Consider the following 25,627-nt stretch of genomic DNA (forward strand, 5'->3'; position numbering starts at 1 on the left):
CTAGCGGGCCGAAAGCCACGGGCCGAGCCGTCGCACCGCTTCCTCGATGTCGGCGGTGGGCCCGGCGAAGGACATCCGGACGAACGAATTGCCGCGGGCGGTGTCGAAGTCGATACCGGGCGCGATGGCGATGCCGGTCTCTTCCAACAGTTTTGAGCAGAACTCCATCGAGTTGTCGGTGTAATCCGAGACGTCGGCGTACACATAGAAGGCGCCGTCGGTGGGGGCCAGGCGCTCGACGCCGATGCCGCGCAGCCCGTCCAGCAGCAGCGAGCGGTTGGTGGCGTAGTGGTGCAGGTGGCCGTCGGCTTCGGCGGTGGCCTCCGGGGTGAAGGCCGCCACCGCGGCCAGCTGCGAGAGCACGGGCGGGCAGATGGTGAAGTTCCCGGTGAGGCAATCCACCGCACGGCGTAACTCGGCCGGCACCAACAGCCAGCCCAGCCGCCAGCCCGTCATCGCGTAGTACTTCGAAAAGCTGTTGACCACCACGGCATTTCGCGATGTCTGCCACGCGCAGCTGGTCTGCGGCGCGCCCTCGTAGACCAGCCCGTGGTAGACCTCGTCGCTGATCAGCCGCGCTCCGGACGCATCGCACCAGGCGGCGATCGCGGCCAGCTCGTCCGGGGCGATAACCGTTCCGGTGGGGTTGGCGGGGCTCGCCACGATGACTCCCTGCACCGGCGGGTCGAGTTCGGCGAGCATCCGCGCGGTGGGCTGGAAGCGGGTCTGCGGCCCGCAGGGGATCTCCACCACCTCGCATCCCAGCGCCGACAAGATGTTTCGGTAGCACGGGTAACCGGGAGTGGCCAGCGCCACCCGGTCGCCGACGTCGAAGCAGGCCAGGAAGGTGAGTAGAAATCCACCCGAGGAGCCCGTGGTGATCACCACGGCGTCGGGTTCGACGTCGAGCCCGTGCTGGCGCCGGTAGTCCCCGGCGATCGCGGCGCGCAGCTCGGGAATGCCCAGCGACACCGAGTAACCCAGCTCGTTGGAGTGCACCGCCGCCGCGGCCGCCGCCCGCACCGGCTCGGGCGCGCCCACGCTGGGCTGGCCCGCCGACAGGTTGACCAGATCGCCGTGGCTGCGCTGGCGTTCGGCGGCCGCCAGCCAGACATCCATCACATAGAACGGTGGGATGCCCGCGCGCAGCGAGACACGGTCGGTCACGGCGTCTGGAGTACCTCGGATTCCAGGCGGTTAAGCAACTGTCGGGGCGAATCCAGCAGGTGCGCGCTGCCGTGGGCGCGTTTGAAGTACAGGTGCATGTCGTGTTCCCAGGTGATCGCGATGCCGCCGTGCAACTGGATGCCTTCGGCGGCCACGGTGTTCAGCGCCTCGGTGGCGGCCAGCCGGGCGGCGGCGGCGTTGGTGGGAGTGGGGTCGTCACACGCGTCGGACACGACGGCCTTCGCCGCGGCGACGGTGACATACAGATCGGCCATCCGATGCTTGAGCGCCTGAAAGCTGCCGATCGGCCGGCCGAATTGCACGCGGTCCTTGGCATACTCGACGGTCAGCTCCAGACAGCGTTCGGCGGCGCCGATCTGCTCGGCGGCCAGCAGGATGGCCGCCGTGTCCGCCAGGCCAGGGTCCGTTCCGATCGCCTCGGTCTCCTCCGGTTGCACCCGCGCCAGGCGTCGGGTCGGGTCCATGGTGGTGACGGCCTGCGCGCTGAACCGGGTCCACCTGCTCAGCCGGCCGTCCTCGACGGCGACCACGACGTCGGCGACGTCGCCGTTGACCACGTAGTCGGGATCGAGCGCCAGCGCGCCGATCGCGGCGCCCTCGGCCAGGCGCACCAGCGTCGCGGCGTCCGGCTCGGGCGCGCTGAGCAGCGCCAGCTCGGCGAGCGTGGTGCCCAGCAGCGGGGAGGGCACCAGGGCGCGGCCCAGTTCCTGCAAAACCGCTGCGGCGTCCGCCAATTCGCCGCCGGCGCCGCCCAGCTCCTCAGGGATCACCAGGGCCGCGGCGCCGACCTGCTCGCACAGCAGCTGCCAGAGCGATTCGTCGTAGCCGCGGTCGGATTCCATGGCGGCGCGCACCGCGGCCGGGCCGGCGTGCTTGGCCACCAGGGCGGCAACGGTCTCGGCCAGCATCTGCCGTTCTTCACTCATAGCGCCTCCAGCACTCGCCGCCGATGTTCCTCCGGCGTCCCCCACGCGGACCGCAAGGCCTGCACCCGCAGCAGCAACAGCGACAGGTCGTGTTCCTGGGTGAAGCCGATCGCGCCGTGGGTCTGCAGCGCCGAGCGCGCCGCCAGCAGTCCGGCCTCGGACGCCGCCGCCTTGGCCGCGCTCACGTCGCGCGGGTCCAGCGTCAACGCCGCGCCGTGCACCAGCGGCCGGGCCAGCTCGATGGCGATGTGCACATCGGCGAGCTTGTGTTTGATCGCCTGATACGAGCCGATCACCCGGCCGAACTGGGTGCGTTGCTTGGCGTAGTCGACGGCGGCGTCGCGCAGCGCCTCGGCGGCGCCGACCAGTTGCGCCGCGGTGGCCAGCGCGCCGAACTCGAAGGCGCGCTTGGTGTCCGCCCGCCACGTCGAGCCGGTCGGGGTCACGTCGTACAACCGGCGGCTGGGGTCGACGGACTCGTGCTCGTCACCCGCGGTGGCTTCGGTGACCCCATCAGTCTCGTTTAAGCCGGCCAGCAGCACCAGGCCGGCCGCGTCGGCGTCAACGGCCCGCGGTACCCGCGGCGGCAGCGCGACCGTGGCGATGAGTTCGCCGGACGCGAGCCCGGCACACCGCTCGGCGTGGTCGTCGGAGGCGAGCAATATCGGTGCCACAGCGATGGATTCGACCACCGGGCCGGGCACGCACCAGTGCCCGAGGCGCTCGAGGGCGACGACCAGGTCGATCGGCTCTGCCTCGATGCCGTCGAATTTCTCCGGCACGGCCAGGGCCGTGACGCCCAGGTTTGCCAGCTGTTCCCACACCTTGCGGCCCGGCGCGGTGTCGCCCGCGGCCCACGCGCGCACGGCGCCGGGCAGGTCCGCGGCGCCGAGCGCGGCATCGATGCTGGCGGCGAAGTCACGCTGCTGTTCGTCTAGCGCAAATTTCACTTCTTGCCTCCGGACTTCTCGCGCGGCAGGCCCAGCAACCGCTCGGAGATGATGTTGCGCTGAATTTCGTTGGTGCCGGCGTAGATCGGACCGCCCAGCGCGAACAGCAGGCCTTCGGTCCACGGGCCGGCGAGTTCCCCGTCCGCGGCGAGGAGGTCGAGCGCGGTCTGGTGCAGTTCGACGTCGAGGTCGGACCAGAACACTTTGGTCACCGACGATTCGGCGCCCAGCTCGCCGCCGAGGGCCAGCCTGGTCACCGTGCCGAAGGTCTGCAGCCGGTAGGCCTGCGCCTTGATCCAGCCGTCGGCGACCCGGTCGGCGAACGCCGCCGGCGCGCCGCTGTCCTTCCACAGCTGCACCAACCGTTCCGCCGTCGCCAGGAAGCGGGCCGGGCTGCGCAGCGACATGCCGCGTTCGTTGCTCGACGTGCTCATGGCCGCCCGCCAGCCCTCGTGCGGGGTGCCGATCACGTCCTCGTCGGGAACGAAGACGTCGTCGAGGAAGATCTCGCCGAATCCGGTGTCGCCGCCGAGTTGGACGATCGGCCGCACCGTGATGCCCTTGGCCTTCAGGTCGAACATGAAGTAGGTCAGCCCGTTGTGGCGCTCGGCGCCGGGGTCGGACCGGAACAGCCCGAATCCCCGCTCGGCGAACGGCGCCCGCGAGCTCCAGATCTTCTGCCCGTTGAGCAGCCAGCCGCCGTCGGTCTGTGTGGCGGTGGACCGCAGCGACGCCAGGTCGCTGCCGGACTCGGGCTCCGACCACGCCTGCGCCCAGATCTCTTCGCCGCTGGCCATTTTCGGCAGGATCCGGGCCTGTTGCTCTTCGGTGCCGTGCGCGAACAGGGTCGGCGCCAGCATCGAGGTGCCGTTGGCGCTGGCCCGGCCCGGCGCCCCGGCGCGGAAGTACTCCTCTTCGAACACCACCCAGTGCAGCAGCGGCGCGTCGCGGCCGCCGTAGCGCTTCGGCCAGGTGATCACCGAAAGCCCGGCGTCGAACAGCACCCGGTCCCAACGCCGGTGCTGGTCAAAGCCTTCGGCGTTGTCGTATGACTTCGTCGGGATCGACTCGGCGTTGGCCGACAAGAATTCCCGGACCTCGGCCTGGAAGGCCAAGGTGTCGTCGTCTAGATCCAGATCCATCAGTCCAGCTCTCGCAGTTGTGGTTTGACCACCTTGCCGCCCGCATTGCGCGGCAACGCGTCGACGAACCGCACCGACCTCGGCGCCTTGAAGTTCGCCAAATGCTCACGGGTGTAAGCGATCACAGATTGTTCGTCGAGTTGCGCGCCGGGCCGGGTGACCAGGAACGCCCGGCCCACTTCGCCGAGCCGCTCGTCGGGAACCCCGATCACCGCGGCGTCGGCCACGCCGTCGAGGCGGGCCAGCACCTGCTCGATCTCGGCGGGGTACACGTTGAATCCTCCGCAGATGTACATGTCTTTGAGCCGGTCGGTGATGCGCAGGTTGCCGGCCGCGTCGAGCACGCCGATGTCACCGGTGTGCAGCCAACCGTCGGCGTCGATGGCGGCCGCGGTGGCCCGCGGGTCGTCGAGGTAGCCCAGCATCACGTTGGGCCCGCGCAGCAGCACCTCTCCCGATTCGCCGGATTCCCCGGAGTCGATGCGCAATTCGAAGTCGGCGAACGGGCGCCCGCAGGTGGTGGCGACGGTGACGGCGTCGTCGTCGGCGCGGCACATGGTGCCCATGCCGTTGGCCTCGGTGAGCCCGTAGGCGGTCAGCACGATGTCGATGTCGAGTTCGGACTGCATGCGCTCGACCAACACGACCGGCACGGTGGCCGCCCCGGTCACCGCGAAGCGCAGCGAGCTCAGGTCGTAATCGTCGCGAGCCGGATGATCCAGCAAGGTCTGGTAAATCGTTGGCGGACCGGGCAATACGGTGATGCGGTGTTGCTCGATCGCCTGCAGCGCGCGCAGCGGGTCGAAGGTGAGGTGGGGGATCAGCGTCGCGCCGGTCTGCAGACAGGCCAGGATGCCGGCCTTGTAGCCGAAGTTGTGAAAGAACGGGTTGATGCACAGGTAGCGGTCGTCGGCGGTGATCTTGCCGTTGGCCGCCCACGACGCCGAGGCCGACAGCGACTGCCGGTGCGCGCACAGCACGCCTTTGCTGCGGCCGGTGGTGCCCGAGGTGAACAGGACGTCGCTGACGTCGTCGGGCGTGACCGCCGCGGCCCGGGCGGCGACCGCGTCGAGGTCGGTGCCGCCGGCGACGAACTCGTCCCAGGTGCCATCTGGTGCGTCGATCGGTATCCGCACGATGTGCCGCAACGCGGGCAGCGCCGCCCGATCCAGATCGGCGACGCGATCGTTGCCCAGGAACTCGCCCATGCCGAACAGCACCGGCGCCTCGACGCGGGCCAGGATGTCACCGGCCTCCGCGGCCGTGTAGCGGGTGTTCAGCGGAACCATGGCGGCGCCGGCGTGGTGGATGGCCAGGCAGGCCACCACCCAATGCCAGGTGTTGGGGGACCAGATCGCCACCCGGTCGCCGGCCTGCACACCCAGCGCGATCAGTGCCGCCGCCGCCCGGTGCACCTCGTCGCGCAAGGCGGCGGCGGTGAAGGATCGTTCCTCGGTGATCAGGGCGTCGTGATCGGGGAGTCGGCCCGCGAAACGATCCAGCGCCGCGGGCACGGTGCGGGGATCGGTGGTCATCGGCGACGCTCCTCGAATGCTCTGAGTGCGATCGCTCGGTTCCTCCTCATGCCGCCACATGGCATGCCTCGTGACCGAGCTACAAAGCAAGTGCTTGGTAGGTTAGCCTACAAGGCATGCAGGACGTCGAGGAGTTCCGGGCCGAGGTCCGCTCTTGGCTCGCCGACAATCTGGTCGGCGAATTCGCAGCCCTCAAGGGCCTTGGTGGTCCCGGCCGTGAGCACGAGGCCTTCGAGGAACGCCGGGCCTGGAACCAACATCTCGCCAAGGCCGGACTCACCTGCCTGGGCTGGCCGGTCGAACATGGCGGCCGCGGTCTCTCCACCGCGCACCGCGTGGCGTTCTACGAGGAGTACGCCCGCGCTGACGCCCCGGACAAGGTCAATCACTTCGGCGAGGAGCTGCTGGGGCCGACGCTGATCGCGTTCGGGACGCCCGAGCAGCAGCAGCGTTTCCTGCCGCGGATTCTGGATGTCACCGAGCTGTGGTGCCAGGGCTATTCGGAGCCGGGCGCCGGCAGCGACCTGGCCAACGTGGCGACCACCGCCGAGCTCGACGGCGACCACTGGGTGATCAACGGCCAGAAGGTGTGGACGTCGTTGGCGCACTGGGCGCAATGGTGCTTTGTGGTCGCGCGCACCGAAAAGGGCTCCAAGCGGCACGCGGGGCTGTCGTATCTGCTGGTGCCGCTGGACCAGCAGGGCGTGGAAGTGCGGCCGATCATCCAGCTGACCGGTGACTCGGAATTCAACGAGGTGTTCTTCGACGACGCCCGCACCGATGCGGACCTGGTGGTCGGCGAGCCCGGTGACGGCTGGCGGGTCGCCATGGGCACGCTGACCTTCGAACGCGGCGTGTCGACGCTCGGGCAACAAATCCGTTACGCCCGTGAGCTTTCCAACCTGGCCGAGCTCGCGCAGCGCACCGGTGCGGCCGACGATCCGTTCATCCGTGAGCGCCTGACCCGGGCGTGGACCGGGTTGCGGGCCATGCGTTCGTACGCGCTGGCCACCATGGACGTCGAGCAGCCGGGGCAGGACAACGTGTCGAAGCTGTTGTGGGCCAACTGGCATCGCGATCTGGGCGAGCTGGCGATGGACGTCGTCGGCAAACCGGGCCTGACCCTGGCCGACGGCGAGTTCGACGAATGGCAGCGGCTGTTCCTGTTCACCCGCGCCGACACCATCTATGGCGGGTCCAACGAGATCCAGCGCAACATCATTGCCGAGCGGGTGCTCGGCCTACCGCGAGAGGTCAAGGGATGAGTCTGTCCGAAGCTCCCAAAGAGATTGCCGGACACGGACTTCTGCAAGGCAAGGTGGTGGTCGTGACCGCCGCCGCCGGCACCGGGATCGGCGCGGCGACTGCGCGGCGGGCGCTGGCCGAGGGGGCCGACGTGCTGATCTCCGACCACCACGAACGGCGCCTGGGCGAGACGGCCGAGGAGCTGTCCGCGCTGGGCCAGGGCCGCGTCGAGCACGTGGTCTGCGACGTGACCTCGACCGCTCAAGTCGACGCCCTCATCGCTTCGACCACCGCCCGGATGGGCCGGATCGACGTGCTGGTCAACAACGCCGGGCTCGGCGGACAGACGCCGGTCGTCGACATGACCGACGAGGAATGGGATCGCGTCCTCAACGTGACGCTGACGTCGGTGCTGCGTGCCACGCGCGCGGCGCTGCGCTACTTCCGCGAGGCACCACACGGCGGCGTCATCGTCAACAACGCCAGCGTCCTGGGCTGGCGGGCCCAGCACTCGCAGTCGCACTACGCGGCCGCCAAGGCCGGCGTGATGGCCCTAACCCGGTGCAGCGCAATCGAAGCCGCCGAGTATGGGGTACGGATCAACGCGGTGTCGCCGAGCATCGCGCGGCACAAGTTCCTCGAGAAGACGTCCTCGTCGGAGTTACTCGATCGGCTCTCGGCCGGCGAAGCCTTTGGCCGGGCCGCCGAGCCGTGGGAGGTCGCGGCCACCATCGCCTTCCTCGCCAGCGACTACTCGAGCTACCTGACCGGTGAGGTCATCTCGGTATCCAGTCAGCATCCGTGAGCGCCGCCCGCTAGCCAAGCAAGCGCTTGGTTGATACTCTGGTCGGGTGGACCGAGTGACCGGTCAGGCCAACAGCCGGCGAGACGAGTTGCTGGAGCTTGCCGCGACCATGTTCGCCGAGCGTGGCCTGCGCGCCACCACCGTGCGCGACATCGCCGACAGCGCCGGCATCCTCTCCGGCAGTCTCTATCACCACTTCTCGTCCAAAGAGGAGATGGTCGACGAGCTGCTGCGCAGCTTCTTGGACTGGTTGTTCACCCGTTACCGCGAGATCGTGGACGGGGAGGCCAACCCCCTGGAGCGGCTCAAGGGGCTGTTCATGGCGTCGTTCGAGGCGATCGAGCATCGGCATGCGCAGGTCGTCATCTACCAGGACGAAGCACAGCGGCTGCTGTCGCAACCCCGGTTCTCCTACATCGAGGACATGAACCGGCAGCAGCGCAAGATGTGGCTCGAGCTGCTACATCAGGGCGTCGACGAGGGCTACTTCCGGCCCGACCTCGACGTCGACCTCGTCTACCGTTTCATCCGTGACACCACGTGGGTGTCGGTGCGCTGGTATCAGCCCGGCGGTCCGCTCACCGCGCAGCAGGTGGGTCAGCAATACCTCGCCATCGTTCTTGGCGGGATCACCAAAGAAGGAATCTGAACATGGCTCGTGTCGGCGACGATGCAGAGCGAAGCGATGAGGAGGAGCGACACAATGGCTGAGGCCTACGTCATCGACGCGGTGCGTACCGCGGTCGGCAAGCGCGGCGGATCGCTGGCCGGGGTGCATCCGGTCGACCTGGGTGCCCTGGGATGGCGCGGACTTCTCGACCGGGTCGACGTCGACCCCGCCGCCGTCGACGACGTGATCGCCGGCTGCGTCGATGCGATCGGCGCCCAGGCGGGCAACATCGCGCGGCTCTCGTGGCTGGCCGCCGGCTACCCCGAAGAGGTGCCCGGCGTCACCGTCGACCGGCAATGCGGATCCAGCCAGCAGGCCATTTCCTTTGGCGCACAGGCGATTCTGTCCGGCACCGCCGACCTCATCGTCGCCGGGGGCGTGCAGAACATGAGCCAGATCCCGATCTCGTCGGCCATGACCGTGGGCGAACAGTTCGGCTTCACCTCGCCGACCAACGAGTCCAAGCAGTGGCTGCACCGCTACGGCGATCAGGAGATCTCGCAGTTCCGCGGTTCGGAGCTGATCGCCGAGAAGTGGAACCTGTCGCGCGAAGAGATGGAGCGCTACGCGCTGACCAGTCACGAGCGCGCCTTCGCGGCGATCCGTGGCGGCCACTTCGACAACGAAATCATCACCGTCGAAACCGAATCCGGCCCGTTCCGGGTCGACGAGGGCCCGCGCGAGTCGTCGCTGGAGAAGATGGCCGGCCTCAAGCCGCTGGTCGAGGGCGGCCGGCTGACGGCGGCCATGGCCAGCCAGATCTCCGACGGGGCCAGCGCAGTGCTACTGGCGTCCGAGCGGGCCGTCAAGGAGCATGGACTCAAGCCACGGGCCCGCATCCACCACATCAGTGCCCGCGCCGCCGACCCGGTGTTCATGCTGACCGGGCCCATTCCGGCGACCCGCTACGCGCTGGACAAGACCGGGCTGTCGATCGACGACATCGACACCGTCGAGATCAATGAGGCCTTCGCGCCGGTGGTCTTGGCGTGGCTCAAGGAGGTCAAGGCGGACCCGGAGAAGGTCAACCCCAACGGCGGCGCGATCGCGCTCGGGCACCCGCTGGGCGCCACCGGCGCCAAGCTGTTCACCACGATGCTCAACGAGCTCGAGCGCACCGGCGGCCGCTACGGCCTGCAGACCATGTGCGAGGGCGGGGGCACCGCAAACGTGACCATCATCGAGCGCTTGTAGCCTCTTGCGCCGAGTGTGAACCAGCCGACGCTTGCTCGGCGTGTCGCGTCGCAGAATTCACACTCGGCGGAGCTGTCGGTGGGTGGTGCCAGCATTCGCCCATGAAAGAACACCCGTGGCCATTCTTGGGCTCGGAGACGTTGGCAGCGAAGGCCCTGCCGGAGCGGGCGATGCGTGCCCTGCACGAACCCATCTATCCCGGTGTACGCGCCGGCCGGCATCGAGTTGACCGCCGCCCAGCGTGCATTTGCGGCGTGGCTGTGGTCGCGGCGCAAGGCAGTCGTCGCGGGCAATTCGGCGGCGGCGTTGCTGGGAACGAAGTGGGTAAGCCCGGCACTCGACGCCGAACTCGTGCACGACAACCGACGGCCTCCCCGCGGGATCACGGTCCACACGGATACCTTGAGCCCGCACGAAGTGCTCACGGTCAGCGACGTTGCGGTAACCACGCCGGCTCGAACCGCATTCGATATCGGGCGGCGCACCATCCCACGGCTGCAGGCCGTTCAGCGGCTCGACGCGCTCATGAACGCAACCGACGTGAAAGCCAGTGATGTCGAGGCCATGGCCGCCGAGAAAACCGGTGCGCGCGGTGTGGTTCGGTTGCGACGGATACTGCCGCTTGTCGACGGAGGCTCGGAGTCCCCACAGGAGACGCGAACTCGCTTGGTGCTCCTAGACGCAGGATTTCCTGTTCCTCGTACCCAGACCCCCGTTGTCGTTCCCGGCGGCTATCTCATTGCACGCATCGACATCGGTTGGGAGGAGTTCCTTGTCGGAGTGGAGTATGACGGGGCGCTGCATTGGACGGACCCGATGCAACGCAACCGCGACATCGATCGCCACGCCGAACTCTCTGAGAACGGCTGGACGATCATCCGGGTGAGCGGCGACATGCTCAGGTACCGCCAGGGCACCCTGACCCACCGAGTGGGCTCAGCGCTGACCGCCGCCGGCTGGCGTCCCTGACCGCCGATAGTGAATTCAGCGACGCCCCATCGGCGTGCCGCGTCGCAGAATTCACACTCGGCGGAGCTGTCAGTCCTCGATAAAGGACGAGGCTGCCCGCAGGTGCTCGATGGCGTCACGCACGATCGAATCGATCAGCTCGGCGCACGATGGCAGGTCCTCGAGAATGCCGGCCACCTGCCCGGAGGCCAGCACCCCGGCGTCCGTATTGCCATCCACCAGACCGGCTTTCAACAGCATCGGGGTGTTGGCCGCCATGACGACCTGCGACCAGGTCATCTCCTTGCCGTGCCGCATCGCCATGCCGTCGCTGATCATCGACCGCCAGGTCATCCGTGACATGTGCTTGAACTTGGCCGCGTTGCGCACCGCGGCGGTCAGACCCCGTACCGGCGACCCGTTTTCCAGCTTCTCGACCAGGCCGGTGCGCAGCACCCGGTGCGGCATGCCGTCGACGCGGGTGGTGACGACGGTGCCGTCCAGCGCCGATTCCAGGTAGCGCCGCTTGACCGCGTCGGGCACGGTCGAATCCGAGGTCAGCAGGAAGCGCGTGCCCATCGCGACGCCGGCGGCGCCGTAGCTCAGGGCGGCCGCCAGCCCGCGCCCGTCGAAGAATCCGCCCGCGGCGATGACGGGAATGCCGGTGCCCCGCACGGCGTCCAGTACCGAGGGCAGCAGCAGCGTCGTGGCGACCGGGCCCGTGTGCCCGCCACCCTCGCCGCCCTGCACGATCATCGCGTCCGCGCCCCACCCGGCGACCTTGCGGGCGTGCTTGGCCGCGCCGATCGACGGAATCACCACCGCGCCGGCCTCTTTGAGCCGGGCGATGAGCTCCTGCTTGGGCGCCAGGGCGAAGGACGCCACCTTGACGCCTTCACGGATCATCAGATCGACCCGATCGCCGGCATCGGCCGCGTCGGCGCGGATGTTCACGCCGAACGGCTTGTCCGTGGCGGCCTTGACCTTGGCGATGGCCGTCGCCAATTCGTCCAGCGTCATGGTGGCCGACGCCAAGATGCCCAGCCCGCCCGCGTTCGCGGTGGCCGACACCAGGCGCGCCCCGGCCACCCAGCCCATCCCGGTTTGCACCACCGGGTGCTCGACACCGACCAGCTCGGTCAGCGGCGTGCGCAATCTGGGCATCAGCGTATCTCTCGGTCGCGCAACGACTTCGGGTCGATCGTTTCGCGGATGAGGCGCAGTTCGTCCTCGGTGGGCAGCCGCGTCTCCTCGGCGTCCTCGAGCCCATGGATCTCGAACGAGGTGGCTTCGCGGACCTCCTCCGGCGCGACCCCGGGATGCAGGCTCAGCGCCCGCATGGTCCGGTCGGGCCCGCCGAAGTCGAACACGCCGAGGTTCGACACCACCCGGTACGTGTTGGCGAAGCGGAAGGCCGGATTGCCGGAATCGACGTTGTCCCAGCCGATCCCGCAGACCACGTCCACCTTCTCGCTGAACACGCGCTTGGAGTGGTTACCCACCCAATAGCTGGTCGCGTGGTTGATGGCATTGCCGGGGGCGCCGCGGACGCCGAACATCTGACGTTTGGGTTGCTGCAACGGGCCGAACGCCGAGATGTTCTGATTGCCAAACCGGTCAACCTGATTGGCGCCCATCACCACGTGGCGGCGGCCCCAGGCCAGCGTCTCGAACACCCGGCCGAACGGCATCCAACCCTCCACGGCTCCGGTCGCACCGAGCGCCGGGGTGTCGGCCAGTAGCTGGGCCTCGCCGTCGGTCAGCAAGATGTCGGGGGAGAACGTCAACCGGGCCAGCCGCGCCCCGACCGAGGTCATGTTGGTCATCGGGCTGACCATGATCTCGCCTGCGTCCCTGAACAATTCGGCGCAGGCCACTGCGCACACCTCGGCGCGGGTGCTGCTCACTTGGACGCCTCCTCTGCGAATGCGCGAACCGCCGCCTGGTAGTCGTCCTCGCTGCCCGACAGGTAGGTCTGGGTGAACTTCTGCCAGCCTTCGTCGGTCGAGGCCGCCTCGGCGTAGTGCCGTTGGAATTTCTCGTCGCGCCGGTAATCCGGTGCGGCGGTGGTGAAGTGGGCCCCGTTGGGCGCCTCCACGACGCTGTCGACCATCATCCGGTTGACGAGCAGGGCCTGCGGTGGCACCGCCTTGACCAGCTCCTCGGTGGATACGACGCGCTCCACCGACAGGTGGCGCTTATCGGCGGCCATCAGAAACAGGTCGTCGAAGTACGGGTCGATGCCGGTGTAGGCGGCATTGCCCTGGGCGTCGCCGAGGTTGAGGTGCACGAAGGCGGCGTCCAGGCGCAGCGCCGGCATGGCGATCAGCGTCTCGTGGCCGCCGCCGGGCGCCGGATACGGGCTGGTGACGGTCTGCAACTCGCCCTCCCAGAAGTCGAGCACCGAACTGCCCAGCCCGGCCCGGATCGGCAGGAACGGCAGTCGTTGTGCGGCGGCCTGCAGCCCGCAGCGCAGCATGCCCTCGTCCATTTCGCGGGCCTCGATCGCCCCGGCGGCCCGGGCCTTGGCGAACCACGGGTCGTAGAACGGCGGGGAGTCCAGCGAGACGAAGCCGTAGTAGACGCGCTTCACCTTGCCGGCCGAGCACAGCAGCCCCAGGTCGGGTCCGCCGTAGGTGACGACGGTCAGGTCGGTGACATCGGTGCGCAGCAGGGCGCGCACGAATGCCATTGGCTTGCGCCGCGATCCCCAGCCGCCGATGCCGATGGTCATGCCGCTGCGCACCTGCGCGACGGCCTCGTCGAGAGTGGTTCTCTTGTCGCTCACGCGTCCTTGCCCTTCGTCGTACCGGCGAACGCGTCGCGGTGCTCGTCGGCCACGCCGGCCAGGTTGAGCTCGAACGTAAAGCCTTGTTCCATACGGTAACTCGAGTTGACCCGCTGCACGTCGATCAGGTTCAGCGCCTCCTTGGCCGCCCGGATGACCCGGGTGTCCTTGGCGGCGATGTCCCGCGCGACCCGCAATGCGGCCTCGTCCAGCTGGTCCCGCGGCACCACCTCATGCACCGAACCGAAGTGGTGCAGGGTGGCGGCGTCGACGGTGGCGGCGGTGAAGAACAGCCGCCGCATCAGGTGCTGGGGCACCAGCCGGGACAGATGGGTGGCCGCGCCGAGGGCGCCGCGTTCCACCTCTGGCAGCCCGAAGGTGGCGTCCTCGGAGGCGACGATGACGTCGGAGTTGCCGACCAGGCCGATGCCGCCGCCGACGCAGAATCCGTTCACGGCCGCGACGACGGGCACCGCGCACTCATAGACCGCGCGGAACGCGGCGAAGCAGCCGCGGTTGGCGTCGATCAGCGCGGTGAATCCCTCGGTTCGCTGCATCTCCTTGATGTCGACCCCGGCGTTGAAGCCGCGGCCCTCGGCCCGCAGGATGACGGCGTGGGTTTGCGGGTCGTGGCCGGCCGCGGTGATGGTGTCGGCCAGCTCGAACCAGCCGCGCGATGGGATGGCGTTGACGGGCGGGAAGTCGACGGTGACCGCGACGATGCCCGGTTCGGTGGTTTTGGATGTGATGGGCACGGTGCCACTTCCTTGTGGGGGTAACTACCTAAGCAAGCACTTGCTTGGTACGCTAGCACAGTGACTCGCGCCGAAGCATGCCCCCCATTTGAAGAAGTCATGAACTTGGGGCTGGCCGGGCGGTTGGTTCTGGTCACCGGCGGCGTTCGCGGGGTGGGCGCCGGCATCAGCGCGGTTTTCGCCGCCCAGGGTGCCACCGTCGTCACCTGCGCGCGACGGCCGGTCGAGGGGCTGCCGTATGAGTTCCACTCCTGCGACGTCCGCGATGACGACGCGGTCAAGGAATTGATCGACACCGTCGCGGAGCGGCACGGCGGCCTCGACGTCGTGGTCAACAACGCCGGGGGATCGCCCTACGTGCTGACCGCGGAGTCCAGCGCCAAGTTCAACCGCAAGATCATCGAACTCAATCTGATTGGGGCGCTCTCGGTTTCGCAGCACGCCAACGACAAGATGCAAGGCCAGCCGCGCGGCGGGTCGATCGTCAACATCTGCAGCCTGTCCGGCCGGCGGCCCTCGCCCGGCACCGGCGCCTACGGTGCGGCCAAGGCGGGCCTGGAAAGCCTCACCCAGACCCTGGCGGTCGAATGGGGGCCGAAGGTCCGGGTGAACGCCTGTGTGGTCGGCATGGTGGAGACCGAGCAGTCGGAACTGTTCTACGGTGACGCCGAATCGATCGCCGCGATCTCGAAGAATGTGCCGTTGGGCCGGCTGGCCAAGCCCGATGATGTCGGTTGGGCCGCAGCGTTTTTGGCCTCGGACGCGGCCTCCTACATCAGCGGGGCCTCGTTGGAGGTGCACGGCGGCGGCGAGCCGCCGCACTACCTGTCCACCACCACCGCGAGCGCGGTCAAGTAGAGGAGACAACAACTATGGGAGTGGTTGACGGCCGCGTCGTCATCGTCACCGGAGCGGGCGGAGGTATCGGTCGCGCGCATGCGCTGGCCTTCGCCGCCGAGGGTGCGCGGGTGGTGGTCAACGACATCGGGGTGGGCCTCGACGGTTCGCCGGCGGGCGGCGGCAGCGCGGCCCAGGGTGTGGTCGACGAGATCACCGCCGCCGGTGGCGAGGCCGTCGCCGATGGTTCCAACGTCGCCGACTGGGACCAGGCGGCCGGCCTGATCCGGACCGCGGTCGAAACCTTCGGCGGCCTGGACGTTTTGGTGAACAACGCCGGCATCGTGCGCGACAGGATGATGGCCAACACCAGCGAGGACGAGTTCGACGCCGTCGTCGCTGTGCACCTCAAGGGCCACTTCGCCACGATGCGGCACGCCGCGTCATATTGGCGCGGGCTGTCCAAAGAGGGCAAAACCGTTGACGCTCGGATCATCAACACCAGTTCGGGCGCCGGGCTGCAGGGCAGCGTCGGTCAGGGCAACTACAGCGCTGCCAAGGCGGGCATCGCGGCGATGACGCTCGTCGGCGCGGCGGAAATGGGGCGCTACGGCGTCACCGTCAACGCCATCGCGCCGTCGGCCCGCACCCGCATGACCGAGACCGTGTTCGCCGAGATGATGTCCACCCAGGACCAGGACTTCGATGCGATGGCCCCGGAAAACGTTTCCCCCCTGGTGGTTTGGCTGGGCAGCGCCGAATCGCGCGACGTGACCGGCAAGGTGTTCGAGGTCGAGGGCGGCAAGATCCGTGTCGCCGAGGGCTGGGCGCACGGGCCGGAGATCGACAAGGGGGCGCGGTGGGATCCCGCGGAGCTGGGGCGCGTCGTCGCCGACCTGCTCGCCAAGGCGCGCCCGCCGGTTCCGGTCTACGGCGCCTAGCGCGGCGCCGAACGTGCACTCACGGCGATGAATCCAAGGTCGATTTCTCGCCGTCAGTGCACGTTCGCCGAGGGGGTTCGCACACGACGAGCGGGATGACCCGGTCGGCGGCTTCGCGGTACCTACGGTACGGCGGGTACATCCGCATCAGGGGCGGCCAATAGCGTTCGCGCTCGGCGTCGGTCGCGTCGCGCGCGATCAATTCCAGGCGCTGGGCATGGATCTGCACCCGCACCTCGGGATTCTCCTGAAGGTTCAGATACCACAGCGGATCCTCGTCGCGCCCGCCGAAGGAGGCGGGCAAGATCACCCGTTCTCCGTCGCGCAGGTAGAGCGTTGCGGTGGTCCGCGGCTCGTTCGACCTGCGTCCGGTCGTCGTCAGCAGCGCCGCCGGGAACCTCAGCAGTTTCGCGCCGATCCTGCCGTTGGTTCGGCGGTACACCCAAATGTGCGCGCGCGCGAAGTACTTGAGCAGCAGCGCAATCGGGCGAGAATTGCGGATCCAGTGACGGTCGGACATCTTGCCCAGGATGGTTCCCAATCCGGGCGAATCGAAACTTAGGGATCGCAGATGACGACCGGGATCACCCGATCGGTCCACGACTGGTAATCGTCGAACGAGGAATACATGGCGACCAACTTCGGCCAGTACTCCTTGCGCTCTTCTTCCGAGGCGTCGCGCGCCTGCAGATGCAGCACCTCGTCCTTGATCTGCACCGAGACCTTCGGGTCCGCCTTGAGGTTGAGGTACCACAGCGGGTGCTTGTCGCGGCCGCCTTGAGATGCCACCAGGATCACCCGATTGCCCTCGCGCAGATAAAGCAGGGGGCTCACGCGTGGCTGCCCGGATTTGCGGCCCGTGGTGGTCAGCAGCGCGACCGGACTCTTCTGGAATGTGCCGCCCCACTTACCCTTGCTGACGCGATACATCCAGGTGTTGACCCGCGACATCCACTTGATGAAGAAGCCGGTGACGGGCGAATTCAGAGATTTGGGCTTTTCCATTGCGGTCCTCTGTGCTCGATCTGGCCGGCTCCGCCGCACCCCGCCATGCGGGCCGCGTCGTTACCGGCGCTGGTGAATGAAGGGGTGGAAGCGAACTTTGATGTTGTGGATTTCGGCTTTCCCGCTTGGGCTTTCGGCCGGGATGACGAAGGTCTCGGTGACGTGCGCGGCGAGCCGACGGCCGCCGAACGCCGCCTTGGTCAGCACCTGGTACGCGGCGTGCACGTCGTCGCCGTCGATGCGGTACTCCGGCGTCGTCGTGTGCGCGAGCAACCGATACTGCGGCCCACGATTGAGGCTGCGCCGCAGATGATTTCCGGAGAACCCGTTCTTGATTCCCTGTTCGATGCGGGTGCAGCCGGCCGCGAACGGGACAGCGTCGCCGTCATGGCTGACCAGCGCGTCGATGTAGGACTGCGCCGCGGCGATGCGGCGCTCTTCGGAGACGAGCAAGGGGAACTAGATGCGCTCGATGATGGTGCCGGTCGACAATGCGCCGCCCGCGCACATCGTGATCAGCGCGGTGGTCTGGTCGGTGCGCTCCAGCTCGTGCAGGGCGGTGGTGATCAGCCGGCTGCCGGTCGATCCCACCGGGTGGCCCAGCGCGATGGCGCCGCCGTTGACGTTGACCCTGGCCATGTCCGGCTCGTGCACGCGCGCCCAGGACAACACCACCGAGGCGAAGGCCTCGTTGATCTCGACGAGGTCGATGTCGCCCATCTTCATGCCGGCCTTCTCCAGCACCTTGGCCGTCGACTGCACCGGTCCGTCGAGGTGGTAGTAGGGCTCGGCGCCGACCAGCGCCTGGCTGACGATGCGGGCGCGCGGCCGCAGCCCGAGGGCCTTGGCCTTGTCCTCGTCCATCCACAGCACGGCCGCCGCACCATCGGAGATCTGCGACGACGTTCCCGCCGTGTGGATTCCGCCTTCGAGGACTGGCTTCAGCGCGCTCAGACCCGACAGGGTCGTCTCACGCAGGCCCTGGTCGCGGGAGATGGTGACGCGCTCCGACGTCGGCTGCTTGTTCTCGTCGAGCGCCGGGGCTTCGATCGGGGAGATCTCCCGGTCAAATCGGCCCTCGTCCCAGGCCTGCTTGGCCTTGGCCTGCGAGCAGAAGCCGAACTCGTCGATCTCCTCGCGGGTGATGCCGCGCCGCTTGGCGATGCGCTCCGCGGCGGTGAACTGGTCGGGCAGGTCGATGTCCCACGACGCGGGCCGCAGGATGCTGCGGTCGGGGCCGGCGTTGGCGCCGAGCCCGACGCGGCTCATGGCCTCGATTCCGCAGGCGATGCCGATGTCGATGGCACCCGCCGCGATCAGCCCGGCGACCAGGCCGTTGGCCTGCTGGCCGCTGCCGCACTGGCAGTCCACGGTCATGGCGCCGACGTGTTCCGGCAGGCCGGCCACCAGCCAGCTGACCCGGCTGATGTTGTTGGACTGCTCGCCGTACTGTGTGACGCAACCGCCGATGACCTGTTCGACGTCGCCGGCGTCGATGCCGGCCTTCTCGACGAGTGCCTTCTGCACCGCGCCGAGCAGTTCGGTGGCGTGGAGTCCTGAGAGCCATCCATTGCGCTTGCCGATCGGGCTGCGGGTGGCTTCGACGATTACCGGGTTACCCATTCCGTCAGGCTAGAACACGTTTCATTACTCTGACAAGCGAGGATGGTGACCTGCCTTTTATCTGCGCAGGAGCCGTGTTTTACTGGCACTAGAACACGTTGCAATTAGTGTTGTAAAAGGAGCGCACTCTACATGGCACCCCCAAACATTCCCGCCGACTTCGACTTCCTCGACCCTGACGTCAACCTCGCAGGGTTGCCCGTCGAGGAGCTCGCCTGGCTGCGCAAGGCGGAGCCGATCCACTGGGTCGACATCCCCGACGGCGCGGGCGGGTTCGAGGACCACGGCTACTGGCTCGTGACCAAGCACGCCGACGTCAAGGACGTGTCGAAGCGCAGCGAAGTCTTTTCGAGCTGGATGAACGGCGCCATCCCGACGTGGCCGCCGGAGATGAAGCGCGAGCAGGTCGAGTTGCAGCGCAGCGTCATGCTCAACATGGACGCGCCCCACCACACCCGGCTGCGCAAGATCATCTCCCGCGGGTTCACGCCACGGGCCATCGGGCGGCTGGAGGCCGAGCTGGACCAGCGGGCCCAGAACATTGCCAAGACCGCGGCGGCCGAGGGCGCCGGCGACTTCGTCGAGCAGGTGTCGTGCGAGCTGCCGCTGCAGGCCATCGCGGGTCTGCTCGGTGTCCCTCAGGAGGATCGCGACAAGCTCTTCCGGTGGTCCAACGAGATGACCGGCGGCACCGATCCGGAGTACGCGCACGTCGATCCCGCGCAGTCGTCGATGGAGCTGATCACGTACGCGATGGCGATGGCCGAGGAGCGGGGCAAGAATCCCACCGACGACATCGTCACCACGCTCATCGAAGCCGACATCGACGGCGAAAAGCTCTCCGATGACGAGTTCGGCTTCTTCGTGGTCATGCTCGCCGTGGCGGGCAACGAGACGACGCGAAACTCCATCACCCACGGCATGATCGCGATGGCGAACAACCCCGATCAGTGGGAGCTCTTCAAGAAGGAGCGCCCATCGACCGCCGCGGACGAGATCATCCGGTGGGCCACCCCGGTATCGGCCTTCCAGCGCACCGCCAACGAGGACACCGAGTTGGCCGGCGTGCAAATCAAGAAGGGCCAGCGGGTCGTCATGTCCTACCGGTCGGCCAATTTCGACGAAGAGGTCTTCGAAGACCCGCACACCTTCAACATCCTGCGCGACCCGAATCCCCATGTCGGCTTCGGCGGCACCGGCGCCCACTACTGCATCGGCGCGAACCTGGCGCGCATGACGATCAACCTGATCTTCAACGCCGTGGCCGACCACATGCCCGACCTGAAGCCGATTTCGGAGCCCGAGCGGCTGCGGTCGGGATGGCTCAACGGGATCAAGCACTGGCAGGTCGACTACACGGGTAAGTCCGCGGTGACGTCCTGATGGACTTCGATCTCACCGCGACGCAACAGGCGGTCGCCGACGTCGTGACGTCGGTGTCCGAGCGTGAATTGAGTTGGGACGCTTTGGTCGACGGGGGTGTGACGGCGCTGCCGGTGCCCGAGCGCCTCGGCGGCGACGGGGTGGGACTGCCCGAGGTCGCCACCGTGCTGACGGAGATCGGTCGCCACGGCGCCATCACACCGGCCCTGGCCACGCTGGGTTTCGGCGTGGTGCCGCTGCTTGATCTGGCTTCCGACGACCAGCAGGACCGGTTTTTGGCGGGCGTCGCGAAGGGCGGGGTGCTGACCGCGGCGCTCAACGAGCCCGGCGCCGCGCTGCCGGACCGGCCGTCGACCACGTTCGCGGGCGGCCGGTTGTCGGGCACCAAGGTCGGCGTCGGCTTTGCCGGACAAGCGGATTGGATGATCGTCACCGCCGACAGCGCGGTGGTCGTGGTGTCGCCGAAGGCCGGCGGCGTCGAGGTGGTCCAAACGCCGACATCGAACGACTCCGACGAGTACACGGTCACGTTCACCGACGTCGCCGTCGACGACTCCGATGTCTTGGCGGGTGCCACCGCACCCCGCGTCAACCAGCTGGCGCTGGCTTCCATCGGCGCCTACGCCGACGGGCTGGTGGCGGGCGCGCTGCGCCTCACCGCGGACTACGTGGCCAACCGGAAGCAATTCGGCAAGCCGCTGTCGACGTTCCAGACCGTGGCCGCCCAGCTCGCCGAGGTCTACATCGCCTCGCGCACCATCGATTTGGTGGCGAAGTCGGTCGTGTGGCGGCTGGCCGAAGGCCGCGACGCGGACGACGATCTCGATGTCCTCGGGTACTGGGTCACCTCGCAGGCGCCGCCGGTGATGCAGCTCTGCCACCACCTGCACGGCGGCATGGGCATGGACATCACCTATCCGATGCACCGGTACTACTCCACGATCAAGGACCTGACCCGGTTGCTCGGCGGTCCTTCTCATCGTCTCGATCTGGTGGGAGCGCAATGTTCATAGACCTGACTCCGGAGCAGCGTCAGCTGCAAGCGGAACTACGGGAATACTTTTCGAACCTGATCTCGTCCGACGAGATGAAGGCGATGGAGCAGGACCGCCACAACGAGGCCTACCGCGCGGTGATCCGGCGGATGGGCCGCGACGGCAAGCTCGGCGTCGGATGGCCAAAGGAGTTCGGCGGCTTGGGCTTCGGACCGATCGAACAGTCGATCTTCGTCAACGAGGCGCATCGGGCCGACGTGCCCCTGCCCGCGGTCACGTTGCAGACGGTGGGTCCGACCCTGCAACAGTTCGGCAGCGAGATGCAGAAGAAGAAGTTCCTTCCGGCGATCCTGGCCGGCGAGGTGCACTTCGCGATCGGCTACACCGAGCCCGAGGCCGGTACCGACCTGGCTTCCCTGCGGACCACCGCAGTGCGTCAGGGCGACGAGTACATCGTCAACGGGCAGAAGATCTTCACCACCGGCGCCCACGACGCCGACTACATCTGGCTGGCCTGCCGCACGGACCCGGAAGCCGTGAAGCACAAGGGCATTTCGATCCTGATCGTCGATACCAAGGATCCCGGCTACTCCTGGACGCCGATCATCCTGTCCGACGGCGCCCACCACACCAACGCGACGTATTACAACGACGTGCGGGTGCCCGCCGACATGCTGGTCGGCGAGGAGAACGGCGGGTGGCGGTTGATCACCACCCAGCTCAACAACGAACGGGTCATGCTCGGCCCGGCCGGCCGCACCGCCGGCATCTACGACCGGGTACACGCCTGGGCGTCCAAGCCGGGCAGTGACGGGGTCACGCCGATCGACCACGCCGACGTCAAGCGGGCGCTCGGCGAGATTCACGCCATGTGGCGGATCAACGAACTGCTCAACTGGCAGGTGGCCGCAGCCGGCGAGGACATCAACGTCGCCGACGCCGCGTCGACCAAAGTCTTTGGCACGGAGCGGGTTCAGTACATCGGCCGGCTCGCCGAGGAAATCGTCGGCAAGTACGGCAACCCCGCGGACTCCGACACCGCCGACCTGCTCAACTGGCTGGACTCCCAGACCAAGCGCAACCTGGTGATCACGTTCGGAGGTGGGGTGAACGAAGTGATGCGCGAGATGATCGCCGCCGCCGGACTCAAAGTGCCGAGGGTGCCTCGATGACCGAAATCCAGGACGCCATCGCGGAAATCAAGGCCGCCGGTGGGCCCAAGCCGCGCGCCGGCCGTGATGCCGTGAACCAGCCGATGATCAACAACTGGGTGGAGGCCATCGGCGACAGCAACCCGATCTATGTCGACGAGGCCGCCGCCCGCGCCGTCGGGCACCCTGGGATTGTGGCCCCACCGGCCATGATTCAGGTGTGGACCATGTTCGGCCTGGGCGGGGAGCGTCCGAAGGACGACCCCATGGGCCCCATCATGGAGCTGTTCGACAACGCCGGCTACATCGGCGTGGTCGCCACCAACTGCGAGCAGACCTATCACCGCTACCTGCAGCCCGGTGAGCAGGTCAGCATCACCTCGGAGATGGGTGATGTGGTCGGGCCCAAGCAGACCGGTTTGGGTGAAGGCTATTTCATCAACCAGCACATCATCTGGCGGGTGGGCGACGAGGACGTCGCCGAGATGAATTGGCGCATCCTCAAGTTCAAGCCCCGCGAGGCAGAGGCGCCCGCGTCGTCGGTGCCCGACGACCTCGACCCGGCCGCGATGATGCGGCCCTCGTCGTCGCGCGATACGGCGTTCTTCTGGGAAGGCGTCAAGGAGCACGAGCTGAGGATCCAGCGGCGTCCCGACGGCAGCCTGCAGCACCCGCCGGTGCCGGCGGTGTGGCAGGAAAAGGCCGCACCGATCGATTATGTGGTGGCCAGCGGCAAGGGCACGGTGTTCAGTTTCGTGGTGCACCACGCGCCGAAGGTGCCCGGCCGCACCCTGCCGTTCGTGATTGCCCTCGTCGAACTCGAGGAGGGCGTGCGTATGCTCGGCGAGTTGCGCAACGTCGAGGCCGCCAACGTGAAGATTGGAATGCCTGTGCGGGCAACCTATATCGACTTCCCGGCCGGTGACACCGGGCCGGATTGGAGCCTTTATGCCTGGGAGCCCGCGGAGGCTCGGGCATGAGCGCGCCGGTCATCGAGGTCGGCACCACGCTGCCGGAGCTCAAGCTCTACGGCGACCCGACGTTCATCATCTCAACCGCCTTGGCCACCAGGGACTTTCAGGACGTGCACCACGACCGTGACAAGGCGGTCGCGAAGGGCTCCAAGGACATTTTCGTCAATATCCTGACCGACACCGGGCTGGTGCAGCGCTACGTCACCGACTGGGCCGGGCCGTCGGCGCTGATCAAGTCGATCGGGTTGCGCCTCGGGGTGCCGTGGTACGCCTACGACACCGTGACGTTCTCCGGTGAGGTGACCGCCGTGGAGGATGGCCTGGCCACCGTGAAGGTGTTCGGGCGCAACAGCCTTGGCGACCACGTCATCGCGACCGTGACGCTGACGATGGGGGGTGCGTAGATGTCAGCGGGTTTATTGAACGGCCGAGCCGCCATCGTCGGCATCGGCGCGACCGACTTCTCGAAGGACTCCGGTCGCAGCGAGTTGCGGTTGGCCGCCGAGGCGGTCTTGGATGCCCTGGACGACGCCGGGCTGAGCCCGTCCGACGTCGACGGGCTGACCACCTTCACGATGGACACCAACAACGAGACCGCGGTGGCGCGTGCGGTCGGCATCGGTGACCTGAAGTTCTTCTCGCAGATCGGTTACGGCGGCGGCGCCGCGTGCGCGACCGTTCAGCAGGCCGCGATCGCCGTCGCCACCGGGGTGGCCGACGTCGTCGTCGCGTACCGGGCGTTCAACGAGCGCTCCGGCATGCGGTTCGGTCAGGTCCAGACCCGGCTGGCGGGAGATGCCCGCGCACAAGCGGATTCGACCACGGCCGACAATTCCTTCTCCTACCCGCACGGGCTTTCGACGCCTGCGGCGCAGGTCGCAATGATCGCCCAGCGCTATATGCACCTGTCCGGGGCGACCAGCCGGGACTTCGGCGCGATTTCGGTGGCCGACCGCAAGCATGCGGCCAAGAACCCGAAGGCGTACTTCTACGAGAAACCGATAACCATTGAGGACCACCAGAATTCGCGGTGGATCGCCGAGCCGCTGCGGCTGCTGGACTGCTGCCAGGAGACCGACGGTGCGGTCGCGATCGTGGTGACCTCGCCCGAGCGCGCGCGGGACCTCAAGCAGCGCCCGGCGATCATCGAGGCGGCGGCGCAGGGCTCCAGCCCCGACCAGTACACGATGGTCAGCTACTACCGGCCCGAACTCGGCCTGCCCGAGATGGGGGTTGTCGGTCGGCAGCTGTGGGCGCAATCGGGGTTGAAGCCGACCGACATCCAGACCGCTGTGCTGTACGACCACTTCACCCCGTTCACGCTGATTCAGTTGGAGGAGTTGGGGTTCTGCGGTCGTGGCGAGGCCAAGGATTTCATCGCCGACGGCGCGATCGAGATCGGCGGCCGGCTCCCCATCAACACCCACGGCGGCCAACTCGGTGAGGCCTACATCCACGGCATGAACGGCATCGCCGAAGGAGTGCGGCAACTGCGGGGCACCTCGGTGAACCCGGTGCCCGATGTCGAGCACGTCCTCGTCACCGCGGGTACGGGCGTGCCCACGTCCGGCCTCATCCTCGGCTAGCCGCCTTCGGCTGTCGGTTTGCCGCCGAGCTTGCCGCCGAGCGTGCGACTAGCCGCACGCTCGACGACGAACGTGAAACTAGCTTCACGTTCGTCAACTGAAGTGACGCCCTAGCGGTCGCATGCAACGCTGCGGTCATGGCCGAGCCGTTCATAGGCAGTGAGGCGGTTGCGCGTGGCATCGTGACCAAAAGCCGGCTGTACACGCGCTACATGCGGTTGTTCCGCGATGTCTACGTCGATCCCGACACCGACGTCACGGCGGCACTGAGGGCGAAGGCGGGGTGGTTGTGGGCCGGGCGTCGGGGAGTGGTCGCGGGATTTTCGGCGGCGGCCCTACACGGCAGCAAGTGGGTGGATGACCGGCGGGTGGTGGAGCTGATCCACGACAATCGCCACCGCGTTCCGGGAATCCAGGTGCATGGCGATTTCATCGAGGACGACGAAGTCGAAATCATTGGCGGGGTGCCGGTCACGACACCGGCAAGGACCGCACTCGATCTGGGTTGCTGGTACCCGCTCATGGCTGCTGTTGCGGGCATCGATGCGCTCGCCCGAGCGACGGAGATCAAAGCAGCGGATATCGACTTGTTGGGTCGCAGGTATGCGGGACGCAGGGGTATTGCGCGAGCACGACATGCGTTGGAGCTATTCGACGCTGGGGCCCAGTCACCCAAGGAGTCGTGGCTGCGCGTTGTCTTGATCCAAGCCGGCCTGCCGAAGCCGCAGACACAGATCCCGGTGCTCGACGAATTCGCCAGCGTGATCGGCTATCTGGATATGGGTTGGGAGGATGTCAAAGTCGCTGTTGAGTACGACGGCGACCACCATCGCAGCGATCGTTCGCAATACAACTGGGACATCACGCGATTAGAGAGAATGCAGCGTCGTGGATGGACGATAATCCGGGTGGTGGCTGGGAATCGACCGGCCGATATCGTTCGTCGGGTCCGAGCGGCCCGCGCCAGCCGAACGTGAAGCTGGCCG

General features: G+C 67.6%; 26 protein-coding genes and 1 pseudogene. 14 read left to right on the forward strand and 13 right to left on the reverse strand.

What is annotated here, in order from left to right:
• Genes JF781_RS04745 through fadD3 form a run of 5 tightly spaced genes read right to left on the reverse strand, consistent with a single transcriptional unit; the run spans position 1 to position 5,741 of the window.
• Positions 1 to 1,167 carry a pyridoxal phosphate-dependent aminotransferase gene (locus JF781_RS04745; RefSeq protein WP_225326245.1) on the reverse strand — a complete coding sequence of 389 codons (1,167 nt, stop codon included), beginning with the start codon at positions 1,165 to 1,167 and terminating at the stop codon, positions 1 to 3.
• On the reverse strand, positions 1,164 to 2,114 hold the full coding sequence (locus JF781_RS04750) for an acyl-CoA dehydrogenase family protein (protein WP_225326246.1): 951 nt from the start codon (positions 2,112 to 2,114) through the stop codon (positions 1,164 to 1,166). Before JF781_RS04750 ends, JF781_RS04745 begins: the two co-directional genes overlap by 4 nt.
• Positions 2,111 to 3,064, reverse strand: a complete 954-nt coding sequence (locus tag JF781_RS04755; RefSeq protein ID WP_225326247.1) for an acyl-CoA dehydrogenase family protein — start codon at positions 3,062 to 3,064, stop codon at positions 2,111 to 2,113. Before JF781_RS04755 ends, JF781_RS04750 begins: the two co-directional genes overlap by 4 nt.
• Positions 3,061 to 4,206 (reverse strand): acyl-CoA dehydrogenase family protein, encoded by a 1,146-nt coding sequence (locus JF781_RS04760; protein ID WP_225326248.1) that lies wholly within the window; start codon positions 4,204 to 4,206, stop codon positions 3,061 to 3,063. The genes JF781_RS04755 and JF781_RS04760 overlap by 4 nt, the downstream gene beginning before the upstream one ends.
• Positions 4,206 to 5,741, reverse strand: a complete 1,536-nt coding sequence (fadD3, locus tag JF781_RS04765) for a 3-((3aS,4S,7aS)-7a-methyl-1,5-dioxo-octahydro-1H-inden-4-yl)propanoate--CoA ligase FadD3 (protein WP_225326249.1) — start codon at positions 5,739 to 5,741, stop codon at positions 4,206 to 4,208. Before fadD3 ends, JF781_RS04760 begins: the two co-directional genes overlap by 1 nt.
• A gap of 116 nt (positions 5,742 to 5,857) precedes the next feature.
• On the opposite strand from fadD3, the gene ipdE1 reads away from it, so the two are divergent.
• The 5 genes and pseudogenes from ipdE1 (at position 5,858) to JF781_RS04790 (ending at position 10,624) form a co-directional block, all read left to right on the forward strand.
• Positions 5,858 to 7,006, forward strand: a complete 1,149-nt coding sequence (ipdE1, locus tag JF781_RS04770) for an acyl-CoA dehydrogenase IpdE1 (protein ID WP_225326250.1) — start codon at positions 5,858 to 5,860, stop codon at positions 7,004 to 7,006.
• A complete protein-coding gene (ipdF, locus tag JF781_RS04775; RefSeq protein ID WP_225326251.1) occupies positions 7,003 to 7,791 on the forward strand; it encodes a (5R,7aS)-5-hydroxy-7a-methyl-1-oxo-2,3,5,6,7,7a-hexahydro-1H-indene-carboxyl-CoA reductase in 789 nt (262 codons plus the stop codon). Before ipdE1 ends, ipdF begins: the two co-directional genes overlap by 4 nt.
• Before the next feature lie 46 nt (positions 7,792 to 7,837).
• Positions 7,838 to 8,440 (forward strand): TetR family transcriptional regulator KstR2, encoded by a 603-nt coding sequence (gene kstR2 / locus JF781_RS04780; protein WP_225326252.1) that lies wholly within the window; start codon positions 7,838 to 7,840, stop codon positions 8,438 to 8,440.
• A 54-nt stretch (positions 8,441 to 8,494) separates the two neighbouring features.
• The gene (gene fadA6 / locus JF781_RS04785; RefSeq protein ID WP_225326253.1) at positions 8,495 to 9,655 is read left to right on the forward strand and encodes a steroid 3-ketoacyl-CoA thiolase FadA6; all 1,161 of its coding nucleotides are present in this window, start codon (positions 8,495 to 8,497) and stop codon (positions 9,653 to 9,655) included.
• A 101-nt stretch (positions 9,656 to 9,756) separates the two neighbouring features.
• A pseudogene (locus JF781_RS04790) lies at positions 9,757 to 10,624 on the forward strand (hypothetical protein).
• Between the two features lie 69 nt (positions 10,625 to 10,693).
• Here the strand turns inward: JF781_RS04790 and ipdC are convergent.
• The 4 genes from ipdC to echA20 are packed head-to-tail and all read right to left on the reverse strand — an operon-like array spanning position 10,694 to position 14,146.
• On the reverse strand, positions 10,694 to 11,767 hold the full coding sequence (gene ipdC, locus JF781_RS04795; RefSeq protein WP_225326254.1) for a (3aS,4S,5R,7aS)-5-hydroxy-7a-methyl-1-oxo-octahydro-1H-indene-4-carboxyl-CoA dehydrogenase: 1,074 nt from the start codon (positions 11,765 to 11,767) through the stop codon (positions 10,694 to 10,696).
• Positions 11,767 to 12,510 (reverse strand): cholesterol ring-cleaving hydrolase subunit IpdB, encoded by a 744-nt coding sequence (gene ipdB / locus JF781_RS04800; protein WP_225326255.1) that lies wholly within the window; start codon positions 12,508 to 12,510, stop codon positions 11,767 to 11,769. The genes ipdC and ipdB overlap by 1 nt, the downstream gene beginning before the upstream one ends.
• Complete coding sequence (gene ipdA, locus JF781_RS04805) at positions 12,507 to 13,391, reverse strand: cholesterol ring-cleaving hydrolase subunit IpdA (RefSeq protein ID WP_225326256.1); 885 nt, start codon at positions 13,389 to 13,391, stop codon at positions 12,507 to 12,509. Before ipdA ends, ipdB begins: the two co-directional genes overlap by 4 nt.
• Entirely contained in the window at positions 13,388 to 14,146 is a 759-nt protein-coding gene (gene echA20 / locus JF781_RS04810) for a (7aS)-7a-methyl-1,5-dioxo-2,3,5,6,7,7a-hexahydro-1H-indene-carboxyl-CoA hydrolase (protein ID WP_225326257.1), read from the reverse strand. The genes ipdA and echA20 overlap by 4 nt, the downstream gene beginning before the upstream one ends.
• A gap of 99 nt (positions 14,147 to 14,245) precedes the next feature.
• Between echA20 and JF781_RS04815 the strand changes: the two genes are divergently transcribed.
• Together JF781_RS04815 and JF781_RS04820 are read left to right on the forward strand one after the other, a co-directional pair.
• Positions 14,246 to 15,004, forward strand: coding sequence for an SDR family oxidoreductase (locus JF781_RS04815; protein WP_225326258.1), 759 nt, complete (start codon positions 14,246 to 14,248; stop codon positions 15,002 to 15,004).
• Positions 15,005 to 15,018: 14 nt separating this feature from the next.
• The gene (locus JF781_RS04820) at positions 15,019 to 15,924 is read left to right on the forward strand and encodes an SDR family oxidoreductase (protein WP_225326259.1); all 906 of its coding nucleotides are present in this window, start codon (positions 15,019 to 15,021) and stop codon (positions 15,922 to 15,924) included.
• 19 nt (positions 15,925 to 15,943) lie between these two features.
• Here JF781_RS04820 and JF781_RS04825 read toward each other — a convergent pair whose 3' ends face one another.
• The 4 genes from JF781_RS04825 to JF781_RS04840 are packed head-to-tail and all read right to left on the reverse strand — an operon-like array spanning position 15,944 to position 18,552.
• Entirely contained in the window at positions 15,944 to 16,444 is a 501-nt protein-coding gene (locus JF781_RS04825; RefSeq protein ID WP_225326260.1) for a nitroreductase family deazaflavin-dependent oxidoreductase, read from the reverse strand.
• A 38-nt stretch (positions 16,445 to 16,482) separates the two neighbouring features.
• Complete coding sequence (locus tag JF781_RS04830) at positions 16,483 to 16,929, reverse strand: nitroreductase family deazaflavin-dependent oxidoreductase (protein ID WP_225326261.1); 447 nt, start codon at positions 16,927 to 16,929, stop codon at positions 16,483 to 16,485.
• Positions 16,930 to 16,989: 60 nt separating this feature from the next.
• Entirely contained in the window at positions 16,990 to 17,382 is a 393-nt protein-coding gene (locus tag JF781_RS04835) for a hypothetical protein (RefSeq protein WP_225326262.1), read from the reverse strand.
• 6 nt (positions 17,383 to 17,388) lie between these two features.
• Complete coding sequence (locus JF781_RS04840; RefSeq protein WP_225326263.1) at positions 17,389 to 18,552, reverse strand: steroid 3-ketoacyl-CoA thiolase; 1,164 nt, start codon at positions 18,550 to 18,552, stop codon at positions 17,389 to 17,391.
• A 132-nt stretch (positions 18,553 to 18,684) separates the two neighbouring features.
• Between JF781_RS04840 and JF781_RS04845 the strand changes: the two genes are divergently transcribed.
• The 7 genes from JF781_RS04845 to JF781_RS04875 all read left to right on the forward strand — a co-directional run bounded on the left by JF781_RS04845 (position 18,685) and on the right by JF781_RS04875 (position 25,618).
• Entirely contained in the window at positions 18,685 to 19,935 is a 1,251-nt protein-coding gene (locus JF781_RS04845) for a cytochrome P450 (RefSeq protein ID WP_225326264.1), read from the forward strand.
• Positions 19,935 to 20,948, forward strand: coding sequence for an acyl-CoA dehydrogenase family protein (locus JF781_RS04850; RefSeq protein ID WP_225326265.1), 1,014 nt, complete (start codon positions 19,935 to 19,937; stop codon positions 20,946 to 20,948). The genes JF781_RS04845 and JF781_RS04850 overlap by 1 nt, the downstream gene beginning before the upstream one ends.
• Complete coding sequence (fadE29, locus tag JF781_RS04855; protein ID WP_225326266.1) at positions 20,939 to 22,102, forward strand: acyl-CoA dehydrogenase FadE29; 1,164 nt, start codon at positions 20,939 to 20,941, stop codon at positions 22,100 to 22,102. The genes JF781_RS04850 and fadE29 overlap by 10 nt, the downstream gene beginning before the upstream one ends.
• Positions 22,099 to 23,061, forward strand: coding sequence for a bifunctional MaoC family dehydratase N-terminal/OB-fold nucleic acid binding domain-containing protein (locus JF781_RS04860; RefSeq protein ID WP_225326267.1), 963 nt, complete (start codon positions 22,099 to 22,101; stop codon positions 23,059 to 23,061). Before fadE29 ends, JF781_RS04860 begins: the two co-directional genes overlap by 4 nt.
• Positions 23,058 to 23,459, forward strand: a complete 402-nt coding sequence (locus JF781_RS04865; RefSeq protein WP_225326268.1) for a MaoC family dehydratase — start codon at positions 23,058 to 23,060, stop codon at positions 23,457 to 23,459. Before JF781_RS04860 ends, JF781_RS04865 begins: the two co-directional genes overlap by 4 nt.
• Complete coding sequence (locus tag JF781_RS04870) at positions 23,460 to 24,641, forward strand: lipid-transfer protein (protein WP_225326269.1); 1,182 nt, start codon at positions 23,460 to 23,462, stop codon at positions 24,639 to 24,641.
• 137 nt (positions 24,642 to 24,778) lie between these two features.
• Positions 24,779 to 25,618: a hypothetical protein gene (locus JF781_RS04875; protein WP_225326270.1), complete on the forward strand. Its 840-nt coding sequence runs from the start codon at positions 24,779 to 24,781 to the stop codon at positions 25,616 to 25,618.
• Positions 25,619 to 25,627 lie beyond the last annotated feature (9 nt).

Source organism: Mycobacterium sp. WUMAC-067 (assembly GCF_020217485.1).
Classification (GTDB): Bacteria; Actinomycetota; Actinomycetes; order Mycobacteriales; family Mycobacteriaceae; genus Mycobacterium.